Origin of the sequence: Amnibacterium sp. (assembly GCF_025463795.1) — a bacterium.
GTDB lineage: Bacteria > Actinomycetota > Actinomycetes > Actinomycetales > Microbacteriaceae > Amnibacterium.
In genome coordinates, this window is record NZ_JAODBE010000117.1 from 16,929 (window position 1) to 30,783 (window position 13,855).

General features: G+C 73.3%; 14 protein-coding genes and 1 pseudogene. 5 read left to right on the plus strand and 10 right to left on the minus strand.

Annotated elements, in window-relative coordinates:
- Window positions 1–7 precede the first annotated feature (7 nt).
- Window positions 8–1,162, plus strand: coding sequence for a nucleotide disphospho-sugar-binding domain-containing protein (locus tag JWQ92_RS10240; protein WP_297344358.1), 1,155 nt, complete (start codon window positions 8–10; stop codon window positions 1,160–1,162).
- On the opposite strand, the gene JWQ92_RS10245 is transcribed toward JWQ92_RS10240, so the two are convergent.
- The 7 genes and pseudogenes from JWQ92_RS10245 to thyX form a co-directional block, all read right to left on the minus strand.
- The gene (locus JWQ92_RS10245) at window positions 1,096–3,933 is read right to left on the minus strand and encodes a DNA translocase FtsK (protein ID WP_297344359.1); all 2,838 of its coding nucleotides are present in this window, start codon (window positions 3,931–3,933) and stop codon (window positions 1,096–1,098) included. The genes JWQ92_RS10240 and JWQ92_RS10245 overlap by 67 nt on opposite strands.
- Window positions 3,934–4,015: 82 nt before the next feature.
- Window positions 4,016–4,504 (minus strand): GNAT family N-acetyltransferase, encoded by a 489-nt coding sequence (locus tag JWQ92_RS10250; protein WP_297344360.1) that lies wholly within the window; start codon window positions 4,502–4,504, stop codon window positions 4,016–4,018.
- Window positions 4,505–4,552: 48 nt separating this feature from the next.
- Window positions 4,553–5,053: an SRPBCC domain-containing protein gene (locus JWQ92_RS10255; protein ID WP_297344361.1), complete on the minus strand. Its 501-nt coding sequence runs from the start codon at window positions 5,051–5,053 to the stop codon at window positions 4,553–4,555.
- 4 nt (window positions 5,054–5,057) lie between these two features.
- Window positions 5,058–5,414 (minus strand): helix-turn-helix transcriptional regulator, encoded by a 357-nt coding sequence (locus JWQ92_RS10260; RefSeq protein ID WP_297344362.1) that lies wholly within the window; start codon window positions 5,412–5,414, stop codon window positions 5,058–5,060.
- Window positions 5,415–5,560: 146 nt separating this feature from the next.
- Window positions 5,561–7,237, minus strand: a complete 1,677-nt coding sequence (locus tag JWQ92_RS10265) for a ribonuclease J (protein WP_297344363.1) — start codon at window positions 7,235–7,237, stop codon at window positions 5,561–5,563.
- Entirely contained in the window at window positions 7,237–8,205 is a 969-nt protein-coding gene (dapA, locus tag JWQ92_RS10270; RefSeq protein ID WP_297344364.1) for a 4-hydroxy-tetrahydrodipicolinate synthase, read from the minus strand. The genes JWQ92_RS10265 and dapA overlap by 1 nt, the downstream gene beginning before the upstream one ends.
- A 204-nt stretch (window positions 8,206–8,409) precedes the next feature.
- Window positions 8,410–9,117: pseudogene (thyX, locus tag JWQ92_RS10275) on the minus strand (FAD-dependent thymidylate synthase); the annotation flags it as partial.
- Window positions 9,118–9,205: 88 nt separating this feature from the next.
- Here thyX and JWQ92_RS10280 point away from each other — a divergent pair.
- Window positions 9,206–9,625, plus strand: a complete 420-nt coding sequence (locus tag JWQ92_RS10280) for a thioredoxin family protein (RefSeq protein ID WP_297344365.1) — start codon at window positions 9,206–9,208, stop codon at window positions 9,623–9,625.
- Window positions 9,626–9,647: 22 nt separating this feature from the next.
- Complete coding sequence (locus JWQ92_RS10285; protein WP_297344366.1) at window positions 9,648–10,679, plus strand: TIGR01777 family oxidoreductase; 1,032 nt, start codon at window positions 9,648–9,650, stop codon at window positions 10,677–10,679.
- Here JWQ92_RS10285 and JWQ92_RS10290 read toward each other — a convergent pair.
- Together JWQ92_RS10290 and dapB are read right to left on the minus strand one after the other, a co-directional pair.
- Entirely contained in the window at window positions 10,657–11,100 is a 444-nt protein-coding gene (locus JWQ92_RS10290) for a hypothetical protein (protein WP_297344367.1), read from the minus strand. The two genes, JWQ92_RS10285 and JWQ92_RS10290, sit on opposite strands and share 23 nt — an antisense overlap.
- Window positions 11,100–11,900 carry a 4-hydroxy-tetrahydrodipicolinate reductase gene (gene dapB, locus JWQ92_RS10295; RefSeq protein ID WP_297344368.1) on the minus strand — a complete coding sequence of 267 codons (801 nt, stop codon included), beginning with the start codon at window positions 11,898–11,900 and terminating at the stop codon, window positions 11,100–11,102. The genes JWQ92_RS10290 and dapB overlap by 1 nt, the downstream gene beginning before the upstream one ends.
- 41 nt (window positions 11,901–11,941) lie before the next feature.
- On the opposite strand from dapB, the gene JWQ92_RS10300 reads away from it, so the two are divergent.
- Window positions 11,942–12,415 (plus strand): GNAT family N-acetyltransferase, encoded by a 474-nt coding sequence (locus JWQ92_RS10300; RefSeq protein ID WP_297344369.1) that lies wholly within the window; start codon window positions 11,942–11,944, stop codon window positions 12,413–12,415.
- A 3-nt stretch (window positions 12,416–12,418) separates the two neighbouring features.
- Here the strand turns inward: JWQ92_RS10300 and JWQ92_RS10305 are convergent, their stop codons facing one another.
- Window positions 12,419–13,021, minus strand: coding sequence for a histidine phosphatase family protein (locus tag JWQ92_RS10305; protein WP_297344370.1), 603 nt, complete (start codon window positions 13,019–13,021; stop codon window positions 12,419–12,421).
- A gap of 162 nt (window positions 13,022–13,183) precedes the next feature.
- Here JWQ92_RS10305 and JWQ92_RS10310 point away from each other — a divergent pair, with 162 nt between their 5' ends.
- Window positions 13,184–13,780, plus strand: a complete 597-nt coding sequence (locus JWQ92_RS10310) for a TetR/AcrR family transcriptional regulator (protein WP_297344371.1) — start codon at window positions 13,184–13,186, stop codon at window positions 13,778–13,780.
- The last annotated feature ends 75 nt before the right edge of the window (window positions 13,781–13,855 follow it).

Here is a 13,855-nt window from a genome sequence, read left to right on the forward strand (position 1 = left end):
GCCCCTCATGTCGACCGTTCTGCTCGTGACCGTCGATCTCGGCGGCAACGTGCCACCGGCGATCGGGATCGCCGCCGAGCTGCACCGGCGTGGGGACCGCGTGGTGATCCACGCCGACGAGGCGGTCCGGCAGCGTGCCGAGGCGGTGGGCTGCGAGTTCGTGGCGGCCGACGGCGTCGCCTACGACCCCCTCGTCCCGAGGAGCGCACCCCGCACGCTGCGGGAGATCACCCGGCTCTTCGCGGACCGGGCGCGCGGTCGGTCCGCGATCGCCGCCGCCCGCTCCTTCGGTGCCGACGTCGTGCTCGTCGACGCGCTGCTCCTGGGCGCGGCGGCCGAGGTGGAGGCAGCGGGCCTGCCGACCGCCCTCCTCGCGCACAGCACCTGGTCCTACTTCGCAGGGGCCTTCCACCGGGGGCCGCTGCGGACCGTGCTCGGCTGGCGCCGCGTGAACCCCGAGGCCGTCGTCGCCGCCGCGGGCCGCGTGCTCGTCGTGTCGGATCCGCATCTCGACACCACCCCGCTGCCGCCCAACGCGGTGCGCACCGGGGCGGTGCTGCAGGACGTGGCGACGGCCCCGCGCCCGACGGATCCGCCGACCGTGCTGCTCAGCCTCAGCACCATCTCCTACCCCGGCATGCACGCCGCCCTGCAGCGCGTGCTCGACGCCCTCGGCGACCTCCCGCTGCGGGTGGAGGTCACCACCGGCCGCACCGTCCGCGGATCCGCCCTGCGGGTTCCGGCGAACGCGACCGTGCACGAGTTCGCCGACCACGGTGCGCTGCTGACGCGGGCGAGCGTGCTCGTCGGACACGGCGGTCACGCGACGACCGTCCGGGCCCTCGCGCACGGGGTGCCGGTGCTGGTGCTGCCGATGCATCCGATGCTGGACCAGCCGATCGTCGGGCGCGAGGTCGCGGCGTCCGGCGCCGGCCTCGACCTGCCGAGGTCGGCACCGCCCGAGCGGATCCGCGCGGCCGTGCTCCGGCTGCTCGGGGAGCCCCACTTCGGCGACATCGCCCGGGCCATCGGCACCGCGATGGCCGCGAGGGACGGCGCCGTCGTGGCCGCCGACGAGCTCGAGCGGCTCGCGGGTCAGTCGCGGCCCGTGAGACTCCAGGCGTCCTCGGACTCGCCGCCGTCGCTCCCGTCCTCGACGTAGTCGAGGGCCACCGGCGCCGCCGCTCCCCCGCCGCCCGCTGACACGCCGTTCGCCGGCATCCCGCGGATCTTCGCGAGCGCGTCCGCCATCCCGTCCGGACCGACGAGCACGTCCCGGGCCTTCGAGCCCTCGGACGGGCCGACGATCTCGCGCGACTCCATGAGGTCCATGAGCCGCCCGGCCTTCGCGAAGCCGACCCGGAGCTTGCGCTGCAGCATCGACGTGGAGCCGAACTGGGTGGTGATGACGAGCTCGGCGGCCGCGAGCAGCAGCTCCATGTCGTCGCCGATGTCGCCGTCGATCTGCTTCCTCGGCGCCTCCTCGGCCACGTCCTCGCGGTAGTCGGGCCGCGCCTGCTTCTTCACGTGCTCGACGACGCGGGCGATCTCGGCCTCACTGACCCAGGCGCCCTGCACGCGCATGGGCTTCGATACGCCCATCGGCAGGAACAGCCCGTCGCCCTGGCCGAGCAGCTTGTCGGCGCCCGGCTGGTCGAGGATCACGCGGCTGTCGGTCACGCTCGTCACGGCGAATGCGAGCCGGCTCGGCACGTTCGCCTTGATGAGGCCGGTGACCACATCCACGCTCGGGCGCTGGGTCGCGAGTACGAGGTGGATGCCGGATGCACGGGCGAGCTGCGTGATGCGGACGATCGAGTCCTCCACGTCGCGCGGCGCGACCATCATCAGGTCCGCGAGCTCGTCGACGACCACGAGCAGGTACGGGTAGGGGGCGAGCTTGCGCTGGGAGCCCGCCGGCAGCACGATCTCGCCCTTCGCGACGGCGCTGTTGAAGTCGTCGACGTGGCGGAACCCGAACGACTCGAGGTCGTCGTACCGCATGTCCATCTCCTTCACGACCCACTGCAGCGCCTCCGCCGCCTTCTTCGGGTTCGTGATGATGGGGGTGATCAGGTGCGGCACGCCCTGGTACGCGGTGAGCTCCACGCGCTTCGGGTCGATCAGCACCATCCGCACCTCGGACGGCTTGGCTCGCATGAGCAGGCTCGTCACCATGGAGTTGACGAAGCTCGACTTGCCGGAGCCGGTGGCGCCGGCGACGAGCAGGTGGGGCATCTTCGCGAGGTTCGCCACGACGTTGCCGCCCTCGACGTCCTTGCCGACGCCGATCGTCATCGGGTGGGTGCTCTTCGAGGCCGCCGGCGAGCGGAGCACATCGCCGAGGGTGACGATCTCCTTGTCCGCGTTCGGGATCTCGACGCCGATGGCGCTCTTGCCGGGGATCGGCGAGAGGATGCGGACCTCGTTCGAGGCGACGGCGTAGGAGAGGTTCTTGCTGAGCGCGGTGACCTTCTCGACCTTGACGCCGGGGCCGAGCTCCACCTCGTAGCGGGTGACCGTCGGGCCACGGGAGTAGCCGGTGACGGAGGCCTCGACCTTGAACTGGCTGAGCACACTCGTGATGGCGGCGACGATCTGCTGGTTCGCCTCCGTCCGCGTCTTGTGCGGGGCGCCGGCGGCGAGCGCGTGAGCGGGCGGGAGGCGGTAGGCGGCGGCGGATGCCGGCGGCCGCGAGGAGTACTCCTCCTCCGGCTCGTCCGCGGGCCCCTGAGCGGCCGCGACGGCCGCGGCGGGGTGCGGCTCCTCGCCGACCTCCGTCGGCTCGGGCACGTGCTCCTCGGCGTGCGGATCGCGCAGCAGCTCGTCGAATGACGCGAAGGAGAAGTCGCCCTCGGACTCGAGGTCCGGGGCCGGCGACGGGTCGTGGGGCGGGAGGTCACCGTCCGGACCGGCGCCGAGTCCTGCGTCGAGGTCGCCGTCGACGGCACCGACCGAGGTCGGGTCGGGCGTGATCAGGGGGTTGTCGTACGCGGCGTCGACATGCTTGTTCTTGCCGAAGCGCCACCACGGCACATGGTCGCCGCCGGCGGACAGGTCGGTGGCCACGAGACCGAGGTCGGCGAGGTCGCCCCCGTGGAGGTCGTCGGCGACGGCGTCGGGCGTGGTGGCCTGGGTGTCGGTGGCCTTGCGCGCGCGCTTCGGCTTCGACTCCGCGACGGACTCCGCCGTCGGCGTCTCCGCGCCGAACAGGTAGCGGTAGAGGTCGCCGAGCCGCTGGGGCAGCCGGGTCGGCGGCGTGCGCGTGAGCACGAAGAGGCTGAGCAGGAGCAGCACCACGGCGACGACGTCGGCCGTGACCGGGCCGCCGCCGAGGGCGAGCAGCGGCGACGCGAGCAGCCATCCGGCCACGCCCCCGCCGGAGCGCAGCGCGGCCACGCCCGCGTCGGGCTGCGGGTCGTGCGCAGCCACCTGGAACAGCGCGGCCGCCGAGACGACGAGCAGGACCGAGCCGACGCCGATGCGGCCGTTGTCGTGCACGGAGGCGGGATGACGGAACAGCCAGAGGGCGAGGATCGCGAGGAACACCGGGAGCGCGACCGCGACCTGGCCGAACATCCCGCCGAAGCTGTACGCCTCGACGGTCCGGACGACGGGGTTCGTGCGCAGGAACCACTCGGCGGCACCGCCGGCGATGGCGAGCAGGAGCAGCAGGAAGGGCACGCCGTCGCGGCGCTGCTCCTTGGTCAGGGTCTCCGGGCCGAAGGCGCGCGCGGCGCCGCCTGCGACGTGCGCGACGCCGAGCCAGGCACGCTCGACGACCGTGTCCTTGTTCGCACGGGCCGGATAGGCCTTCGTGCGGTTGGCCGCCGACCCGCCCCGGGTGGCTCGCGCCGTCCCCGGCCGCGAGCGGGTGGTCGTGCCGGCACTGCGCGCGACGGTGGCGCGCGGCTTCCCCCGAGCATTCCCCATGCGGGCCAGGGTAGGCGGCACCTCCGTCCGCCGGCGGGAGCCCGGCACCCCTCATCCGGGGGACAGCGGGGCGACGCGCCGGTCAGCGCAGCGTCTTCGCCATCGTGTCCGAGTCGGTGCCCGACTCGAGCACCACGAATCCCTCGCTGACGTAGAGCCGCCAGGCGAAGTTGGTCCGCTCCACCGAGAGGCTGATCCGCTGGTGGCCCCCGCTGGCCGCCTGGTCGCAGGCCGCGGCGAGCAGCGCCCGGCCGACGCCCCGGGCGCGGTGGATGGGGCGCACACCGAGGGTGAGCTCGGGGACGCCCGGGCCGACCCAGCCGTAGCCGGCGCCGCGTTTCGGGAGCACCCGGTACCAGCAGGCGCCGAGCGGGGCGCCGTGGTCGTCGACCGCGACCACGCCGCCGTCGCCCGGTCGCCGCCACCCGCGCACGTACCGGTTCACGACCGGGTCCGCGAGCAGCTCCACGCGGGAGCGGCTGCGGCTGCCGGTCCAGTCGAACGCCTCGACGAGCATGTCGGCGAGGAACGGCGCGTCGGTCTGCACCGCGTCCCGGATCCGATGCGCCATGCCCCGATCCTCGCGGGTCGGAGGGCCGATCCGCGAGGACCGCGGCGATCAGACGGAGGCGCCCTCCTCGGCGAGCAGGTCGTCGATCTGGCCCATGGCGAGCGTGAGGCCCTCCTCCATGCCCATCTCGAGCATCTGCTGGAGCTGCTCGGTGGACTCGAAGGTGCTCACGAACGTGACGCGCGTACCGCCGTCGACGGGCGCGAAGTCCGCTCGCATCCGCATGAAGCCCGTCTCGGCCTTGGGTTCGCCGTGCTCGTCCGCGAAGGCGTCGTCGACCTCGAACGAGCGGGGCGCGTCGACCTCGCGGACGATCCACATGCCGTCGGTCCGCTCGCCGTCGGGTCCGGTCATGTAGTAGTGCGAGCGGGCGCCGGGGACGAGCTCGTGGCGGACGAACGTGGCGGGCGCGCCGGGAGGGCCCCAGTGGCGCTCGAGGCGGCGCGGGTCGGCGTAGAGCGCCCAGACGCGCTCCACGGGCGCGGCGAACTCCGCCGTGACGGTCAGCAGGTGGCGGTCGAGGTCCTTCTCGACGGCGAGGACGGGCATGGTGCTACTCCTTCGATCGGTGGGCCGGGTCCTCCGCGAGGAGGGCGTCCATGGCGGCGATGCGGTGGCGCCAGAGGACCTCGTACCGGTCGAGCAGCTCGCGAGCGAGACGGATCCGCTGCGGTTCCGCATGCACGTGCTGCTCCCTCCCGTGCCGGGTCTTGCCGATCAGCCCTGCCCGCTCCAGCACCGACACGTGCTTCTGCACGGCCGGGAGGCTCATCCGGTAGGCGCCGGCGAGGGCCGACACCGACTGCTCCCGCTCGATCACCCGGGTGAGGATGTCGCGGCGGGTGGCGTCGGCGAGCGCCTGGAAGATCCGGTCGATCTCCACCTGCGCCAGGTCCACATCTACAACCATTTGGTTGCAGATTATCCTCCAGTCGGCGCTCACGCAAGAGGTCGTCCGGCTCGCCCGCGTGCAGGTCCCGCGCCCGTCCGCACCGGGGATCGGGCCCTTCGAACCTGCACGCGGGCCCGGAACCTGCACACGGGCCGGCGGATGAGCTAGGCGCTCACGACCACCGGGATGATCATCGGGCGGCGCCGGTGCTTCGTGTTGACCCAGCGGCCGACCGTTCGCCGGATCGCCTGGCTGTACGCGTGCAGGTCGGTGTTGCCGTTGCGGGCCGCGTCGGTGAGCGCCTCGATGATCTGCGGACGCACCTTCGCGAACACCTCGTCGTCCTCCGCGAAGCCCCGGGCCTGGATCTCGGGGCCCGCGATGACCCGGCCGGTGGCGAGGTCGATCGCGACGAAGATCGAGATGAAGCCCTCCTCCGCGAGGATCCTGCGGTCCTTCAGGTCCGCGTCGGTGATCGCGCCGACGCTCGAGCCGTCCACGTAGACGAAACCGAGGTCGAGCCTGCCCGCGACGCGGGCGACCCCGCCGGCGAGGTCCACGACGGTGCCGTTCTCGGCGATGATCACCCGGTCCTCCGGCACCCCGGTCTCGACGGCGATGCGCGCGTTCGCGACCTGGTGCCGCACCTCGCCGTGCACGGGCATGGCGCCCTTCGGCTTCAGGATGTTGTAGGCGTACATCAGCTCGCCGGCCGACGCGTGACCCGAGACGTGCACCTTCGCGTTGCCCTTGTGCACGACGTTCGCGCCGAGCTTGGTCAGGCCGTTGATCACGCGGTAGACGGCGTTCTCGTTGCCCGGGATGAGACTCGAGGCGAGGATCACCGTGTCGCCCTCGCCGATCTCGATCGGATGCTCGAGGTTCGCCATCCGGGACAGCACGGCCATCGGCTCGCCCTGCGAACCGGTCGACATGTAGACGACCTGCGCGTCGGGCAGCGTGGCCGCCCGCTTGGAGTCGATCAGCACGTCCTCCGGCACCTTCAGGTAGCCGAGGTCGGCCGCGATGGTCATGTTGCGCACCATGCTGCGGCCGATCAGCGCGACCTTGCGGCCGTTCCGGTGAGCGGCGTCGAGCACCTGCTGCACGCGGTGCACATGGCTCGAGAAGCTCGCGACGATCACCCGGCGCGGGGCACGGCTGATCACCTCCTCGAGCACCGGCCCGATCGACCGCTCGAGCGGGGTGAAGCCCGGCACGTCCGCGTTCGTCGAGTCGGCGAGGAACAGGTCGACGCCGGCCTCCCCGAGGCGGGCGAAGGCGCGGAGGTCGGTGAGCCGCCCGTCGAGGGGCAGCTGGTCCATCTTGAAGTCCCCCGTGTGCAGGACGGTGCCCGCGGGCGTGCGGATCGCGACGGCGAGCGCATCCGGGATCGAGTGGTTCACCGCGACGAACTCGAGCTCGAACGGCCCGAGCTTCTCGGTGCCGCCCTCCTTCACCGTCAGCGTGTACGGCTTGATCCGGTGCTCGATGAGCTTCGCCTCCACGAGCGCGAGGGTGAGCGCGGACCCGAGCAGCGGGATGTCCTGGCGCAGGCGCAGCAGGTACGGCACGGCCCCGATGTGGTCCTCGTGGCCGTGCGTGAGCACGACGCCGAGCACGTCGTCGAGCCGGTCCCGGATGGGGGCGAAGTCGGGCAGGATCAGGTCGACGCCCGGCTGGTCGGTCTCGGGGAAGAGCACGCCGACGTCGACGATCAGCAGCTTGCCGCCGAACTCGAAGACGGTCATGTTGCGGCCGACCTCGCCGAGGCCGCCGAGCGGGACGATGCGCAGCGCGTCCTCGGCGAGGGGCGCGGGCTCCGAGAGCGGGGTGCGCATCAGCGGGTCGTCCCTGCGACCTTGGGCAGCGCGCCACCGGCGGCCGCGTTCCGGTCCGGCCGGAAGTTCCTGAAATCCGCACCCTGCACGTCGTGCACGAGCGCCAGTTCGTCCTCGATCATCGCGGCCTCCGCCTCCTCCGGTCCGACGAGCGGCAGCCGCACGCGCGGCGAGCCGATCCTCCCGAGCCCGTGCAGCACGTACTTCGTGGCCACGGTGCCCGGCACATGGGTCATCACGGCGCGCACGAGGGGCTCGAGGAGCCGGTGCTGCGCCGTCGCGGCGTGCAGGTCGCCGCTGTTCACCGCATCCACGATGGTGCGGTACGGGGCGGCCGCGATGTTCGCGGTCACTCCGATCAGTCCGACGGCGCCGATCGCGAGGTGCGGGAGCACGTTCGCGTCGTCGCCGGAGAAGTAGAGCAGGTCGGTCGCGTTCAGCACGCGGCTGACCTCGCTGAAGTCGCCCTTGGCGTCCTTGATGGCGAGGATGTTCGGGTGCTTCGCGGCACGGAGGATCGTCTCGTAGCGGATCGGCACCCCGGCCCGGCCGGGGATGTCGTACAGGATGACCGGCAGCTCGGTGGCGTCGGCGACCATGCGGAAGTGCGTGAGCAGTCCGGCCTGGGTCGGCTTGTTGTAGTACGGAGTGACGATCATGACCCCGTCGGCCGCGTGCGCCGACTTCTTGTAGAGCTCGATCGCGTGGGCGGTCTCGTTCGATCCGCCGCCCTGGATCACCCTCGCGCGGCCGCCGGCGACCGACTTGGCCACCTCGACGAGCCGGACCTTCTCCGGGTCGGTGAGGGTGCTCGTCTCCCCCGTCGTGCCGGAGACGACGATGCCGTCGGCGCCCGCCGTGATGCACGCGTCGATGTGGCGCTCGACGCCGGGCCAGTCGACCTCGCCGTCGGCCGTGAACGGGGTGACCAGGGCCACCAGCACCTGGCCGAACGGGTTCTCGGGCACCGGGAAACCCTACCCGGACGCCCGACGTCCTCTCCCCAGCCGCCGCCCGTCCTGACGTCTCGCACGGGTTCCGGAGCGAGATCGGCCGACGCGCCGCCGTCGCCATGGGAGCCCGCGCCGGATCGCGCACGAGCTCGGCATCCGCGCGGCGACGCGGCGCGCTGGGAGGCGACGCGGCGCGCTAGGGGGCGACGCGGCGCGCTCGGGGGCGACGCGACCGTTCGCGGTGAAGGCGGCGTGCGTGTGGGGCATCAGGCCCGCCCAGTGCGTCTCCATCGCCTCGGCGCAGAGCTCGATCTCGCGCTGCGGGAACGAGGGGAACGTCGACGCGGGGTGCTTCGTGCGCAGCGAGAGGAAGTTCATGAGGCTGCGCGCGTTCATCGTCACGTACATCGACGAGTACAGGTTCAGCGGCAGCACGATGCGGGCGACCTCGCGGGCGACGCCGGCGTCGAGCATCTCCCGGTACGAGGCGTAGGCCGCGACGGAGCGCTCCCTCGTGAGCCGGTCGACGAGGTCGTGCTGCCCGTCGTCACCGGGCAGGAACTCGTAGGCGCCCGGCTTGCCGACCTGCACCAGGGCGCGCTCGCGCGCCGGCACGTAGAAGACCGGTCGCAGCTCGCGGTACCGGCCCGACTCCTCGTTGTACGAGGCGATGCGGTGCCGCATGAACTCGCGGAACACGAAGATCGGCGCCTGCACGTAGAAGGTCATCGAGTTGTGCTCGAACGGCGACCCGTGACGGTCCCGCATGAGGTAGTTGATGAGCCCCCGGTCGCGCTTCTCGGTCGTGCGGGGCTCGTCGGCGTCGGCCTTCGCCCGCTCGAGCGTCTGCTCGCCCTGGGTCGACACCCGTGCGGCGAACAGCACGTCGGTGTCCGACGCATGGGCTCGCACGAGCTCCACGGTCATGTCGCTGCGGAACTCGACCTCGTCCTCACTCACGGGGCACGACCCTATCCAGGGCGCCGGACACCGCGTCGCCGCCTAGCCTCGGAGGGTGGCCGTGCTCCTCGCCCTGCTCGCCGTGCTCGCGGCCACCGGGGTCGGCATCGCCTGGCGGCGCGGCGACGGGACGACGAAACGCGGTTCCGGGGAGCGGATCCGCCCGGCGGAGGTCGCCCTCGAGGACGACGCCTTCGGCCCCCGCGGGACGCTCCTGTTCTTCACCGCCGACCACGACGTGCGATCGGTCGCGGTGCGCGACGCCCTCGAGCAGGCGGCCGCCGCGCACCCCGGCGTCCGCATCGCCGCGGTCGACCTCGGCAGGAGGGGCGACCTCGCCGGGCGGTACGCCGTCACGACGCTGCCGAGCGTGTTCGTGCTCGACGGCGACGGCCGTCTGCGGTTCCGGATGAAGGGCGCGCCGCGACTCGCGGACGTCCTCGCCGCGCTCGAGAGCGTCGCTCCCCCGCCCTGAGCCCGCCGACTACGCTCGAGCCATGGCGAGCACGAAACGCGTCCCCGTGCCGTCCGCCCGGCCCGCGCCGAAGCCGCGGAGGGTCGCGCCGACCCCGCCACCGGCGCCCGCGCCCCGCCCCATCGCCCGTCGCCCCCTGCGCAGGGACTCGACGCTCACGGTCCTGCTCACCGGCGCGTCGGGGATGATCGGCACGGCGCTGCAGCGCCGGCTCGCCGAGGCCGGCCACACCGTCCAGAAGCTCGTCCGGCGGCCGCCGAAGGCCGAGAACGAGTTCAGCTGGGCGCCTGATGCGAAGATCCTCGACTTCCGGCTGCTCGAGAGCGTCGACGCGGTCATCAACCTGTCCGGCGCCTCGCTCACGCACGTGCCGTGGACGGCCCGCTACAAGGAGCAGATCCTCCGCTCCCGCGTGAAGGCCACCCAGGCGCTCGTCGAGGCGATGGGGATGACCTCGTCCCCGCCGCCGATCTTCCTGTCGGCCTCCGCGGTGGGCATCTACGGCGACCGCCCGGGCGAACGGCTCACGGAGGCGTCGGCGCGCGGGGCCGGGTTCCTCGCCGACGTCGTCGACGCGTGGGAGGCGGCGGCGCTGCTCGCCCCGCCCAGGACCCGCACCGCGCTGCTCCGCACCGGCATCGTGATCGGCCCGGGCGGCGCGATGAAGCCGCTCCGCCGCGCGACGTCGTTCGGCCTGGGCGCCACGATCGCCTCCGGGCACCAGCACTGGCCGTGGATCAGCCTGCACGACGAGGTCGAGGCGATCCTCCACCTGCTGACGAGCAGCCTCGAGGGTCCCGTCAACCTCGCCGGCCCGACGCCCGCGACGGCCGACGACGTCACGCGGCGGCTCGCGAGCGACCTGCACCGGCCGCACCTCCTGAAGATCCCGGAGAAGGCGATCGAGCTCGGGATGGGCGACCTGGGCCGGGAGCTGCTGCTCCCCAGCCAGCAGGTCGTACCCGAGAAGCTCCAGCAGGACGGCTTCGTCTTCCGGCACACGACGAGCGACGAGGCCGTCGACGCGGAGCTCAGCCCCGCGACGACAGGCTGATCGCCCGCCGCACCGCCGCTCTGGCCCGCCTGCGGTCCCCGCTCGCGTCGTACGCGAGGCCGAGGCGCAGCCAGGTGCGCCACTCGTCCGGTGCGGCGAGCGTCTCGTCCCGGTACCGGTCGAAGACCTCGGTGGCCGCGGTCCGGTCGACGCGGCCGCTCGGGCGCCGCGGGAGGTCGTCGGACGGCAGCCCGCCCTCCGCCTCGAGCCGCCGGACGAGCCGGGTGCTGCGCCAGCCGAACCGGAACTCGAGCACCAGCGCCGCGGCGCCGAGCACGGCGATCACGGCGAGCGCGACGCCGATGGCGATCCCGACCGGGCTGCCGCTGCCCACGAACGCGACCGCCCGGACGCCCACCAGGGCGACGTAGAGCGCGAGCAGCACACCCATCAGTGCGGCGGAGGCGAACCCGCGCACCATCAGGGCTCCGCGACGAGCCCCGCCTGACCGTCCGGGGCGTCCGCGACGGGAGCGGCCGTCCGCGGGCGCCGGACGGCGGGCAGCAGCAGGTGCTCGAGCCCGACCACGACGCCCTCGATCGTCTCGAGGGCGCTGAGGGCGAGGCGGATGCCGGCCACGTACGCGGCGGGCGAGAGGGTCTCGTGCCGGATCGTCAGCAGCTCGCCCGCACCGCCGAGGAGCACCTCCTGTCGCGCGAGCACGCCGCTCAGCCGGAGGGAGTGCACGGGGACGCTCCCGACCTGCTGGCCGCGGGCCCGCTGGTCCGTGTGCGGGGCCACCACCGGCCCGAGCTCGACACGGGCCGCGTTGATCCGCTCCGCGGTGCTCACCGCGGTGCCGGACGGCGAGTCCGCCTTGCCCGCATGGTGGGCCTCGACGATCTCGATCGAGTCGTACCAGGCCGCGGCCTGCTCGGCGAACGCGCCGGCGAGCACCGCGCCGACCGAGAAGTTGGGGACGATGAGCACACCGGGAGCACCGGCGGCGACGGTGGGGCGGAGCGCCGCCACCCGGTCGGCGGACCATCCGCTCGTTCCGACGAGGACGGGCAGCCCGGCCGTCACCGCCGCGGCGACCACCTTCGGCGAGACCTGCGGAAGGGTGACGTCGACGACGAGATCGGCCTCGGCGACGCGGGTCAGGTCGTCGCCCGAACCGAGCGGGACGGTCACCTCGAAGCCGTCGAGCGTGGACACGACCTCGGTCACGAGCCGGCCCATCCGCCCGGAGGCGCCGGCGAGGGCGATGCGGCGGGTCACGGGCGGACAGCCTACCGAGGGGCCGCTCCTAGGCTCGTCGCATGCGACTCGTGCCGGTCTCCCCCACCGACGCCGCGCCGGCCGCCCTGCTCGCCGACTACTTCGGCGAGCGGGCCGCTGGCTTCCCGACGCCCGGCGGCTACCGCCCCGCCACCGCCGACCCCGCCGCCTTCACGCCGCCGCACGGCGTCTTCCTGCTGCTCGAGGACGACGACGGCACGCCGCTCGGCTGCGGCGGCCTGCGGACCATCGCGCCGACGGGCGAGGGGGTCCGGATGGAGGTCAAGCACCTCTACGTCGTGCCCGCCGCCCGCGGTCGAGGGCTCGGGCGGCGGCTGCTCGACGCCCTCGAGTCGCGGGCGATCCAGTCGGGCGCCCGCCTCCTGGTGCTCGACACGAACCGCTCGCTGGAGGCGGCGGGCGGGCTCTACCGGTCCGCCGGCTTCGCGCCCGTCGAACCGTTCAACGACAACCCGAACGCGACCGACTGGTACGCCAAGCCGCTGACGGCCTGAGCCTCAGACGGGCGAGGTCTCGGGCAGACCGGTGCGCAGCTCGAACGGCAGGTGCGCCAGGTCGTTGTGGGACACGAGCACCGGCGGGCGTCCCGGGCGCACCCGGATCACGGTAAGCCCGCAGTGCGCCTGGTTCAGGCCCAGCCATCGCCAGTCGGGGGCGTCGAAGACGTGCCGCACGAACCAGGCGATCACGAAGTTGTGGGTGATGAGCAGGTCGTGCCGGTCGTGCGCGCCCGGAGCGAAGAACTCGCCGACCGCGTCCTCCATCTGCGCGCGCCCCGCCTCGATCTCGGCGGGCGTGACCGCCGCGAACCACGACTCGAACGCCCTCGGCGTGTCCGCGGTCATGCCGGAGGGCACGCAATCGAACAGCAGGGCGGATGCGCGCGGCTCGACGGCCGGGAGCAGGCCGCCCACGATCTCCGCGGTCTCGGTGGCGCTGCGGCTCGGCGCGTACCAGGCGTTCGTGAGCGGCACGCCGCCCATGCGCCCGGCGAGGAGCTCGGCCTGGCGCCGGCCGCGCGGGGACAGCGGCCCGTCGGACACTCCGTGCTCGGCGTCCCGGTGCTCGCCGTGACGCACGAGATAGAGGTACTGCGACATCGCGGAATGGATCGTAGCCGCCCGTCCCGCAGCGCGCGCTGGGCGCCCCCCGCTCCCCCGGGCACCCGGTCTGGGGGTACGGAACCGAAGGGCGGACAGACCGGTCTGTCCCCTCGGCTGCTAGCGTGCTGGAGCCCACGATCGGGCGGAAGGAGGTCGGCCGTGACCGACCAGGCGACCCGCGCCCCTGCCCGCCGGCCCTCCCACGCCCGTGTCAGGCTGCTCGAGATCGCGGACGAGCTCTTCTACACGGACGGCATCAACTCGGTCGGCATCGACCGGATCATCGCCGACGCCGGCGTCACGAAGGCGACGTTCTACAAGCAGTACGGCTCGAAGGACGCCCTGATCCTCGAGTACATCACCGGGCGTGACGCCGCGGTCCGCGCGGCGCTCGCCGCGCTCCTGGACGAGGCGCCCGACGCGGTGAGCGTGCTCGCGGCGCTCGTCGACGCCGTGGTCTCCGACACCGCCAGGGCGAACTTCCGCGGCGACCCGTTCATCAACGCCGCCGCCGAGTTCCCCGCCCCGACCCATCCCGTGCGGCTCGCCATCGCGGACCACCGCGACTGGTTCACCGGCTTCCTCGAGGGGCAGCTGCGCGCCGCGGGCCATCCGCAGCCGGGCGCCGCCGCCGACGAGTTCTACCTGCTCCGCGACGGGGCGATGGCCGGCTCCTACGCCGGCGACGTCATCGCCGCGACCTCCGCGTTCGTGCGGGGCGCGCACCGCATCCTCGCGGAGACGCCCCGGCGCTGAGTCAGGAGGCGGAGGCGCGGTCGAGCGCCGCGGTCTCCGCCCGCGTCAGCCGCAGCGCGGCCGCCGCCGCGAGCG

Coding starts and splice junctions, on each gene's coding strand:
- JWQ92_RS10265 (WP_297344363.1), bottom strand. CDS start 7,237: ATGCGCACCCCGCTCTCGGAGCCCGCGCCCCTCGCCGAGGACGCGCTG.
- JWQ92_RS10305 (WP_297344370.1), bottom strand. CDS start 13,021: ATGTCGCAGTACCTCTATCTCGTGCGTCACGGCGAGCACCGGGACGCC.
- JWQ92_RS10250 (WP_297344360.1), bottom strand. CDS start 4,504: ATGGCGCATCGGATCCGGGACGCGGTGCAGACCGACGCGCCGTTCCTC.
- JWQ92_RS10240 (WP_297344358.1), top strand. CDS start 8: ATGTCGACCGTTCTGCTCGTGACCGTCGATCTCGGCGGCAACGTGCCA.
- JWQ92_RS10300 (WP_297344369.1), top strand. CDS start 11,942: ATGCGACTCGTGCCGGTCTCCCCCACCGACGCCGCGCCGGCCGCCCTG.
- JWQ92_RS10285 (WP_297344366.1), top strand. CDS start 9,648: ATGGCGAGCACGAAACGCGTCCCCGTGCCGTCCGCCCGGCCCGCGCCG.
- JWQ92_RS10245 (WP_297344359.1), bottom strand. CDS start 3,933: ATGGGGAATGCTCGGGGGAAGCCGCGCGCCACCGTCGCGCGCAGTGCC.
- JWQ92_RS10290 (WP_297344367.1), bottom strand. CDS start 11,100: ATGGTGCGCGGGTTCGCCTCCGCCGCACTGATGGGTGTGCTGCTCGCG.
- JWQ92_RS10255 (WP_297344361.1), bottom strand. CDS start 5,053: ATGCCCGTCCTCGCCGTCGAGAAGGACCTCGACCGCCACCTGCTGACC.
- JWQ92_RS10260 (WP_297344362.1), bottom strand. CDS start 5,414: ATGGTTGTAGATGTGGACCTGGCGCAGGTGGAGATCGACCGGATCTTC.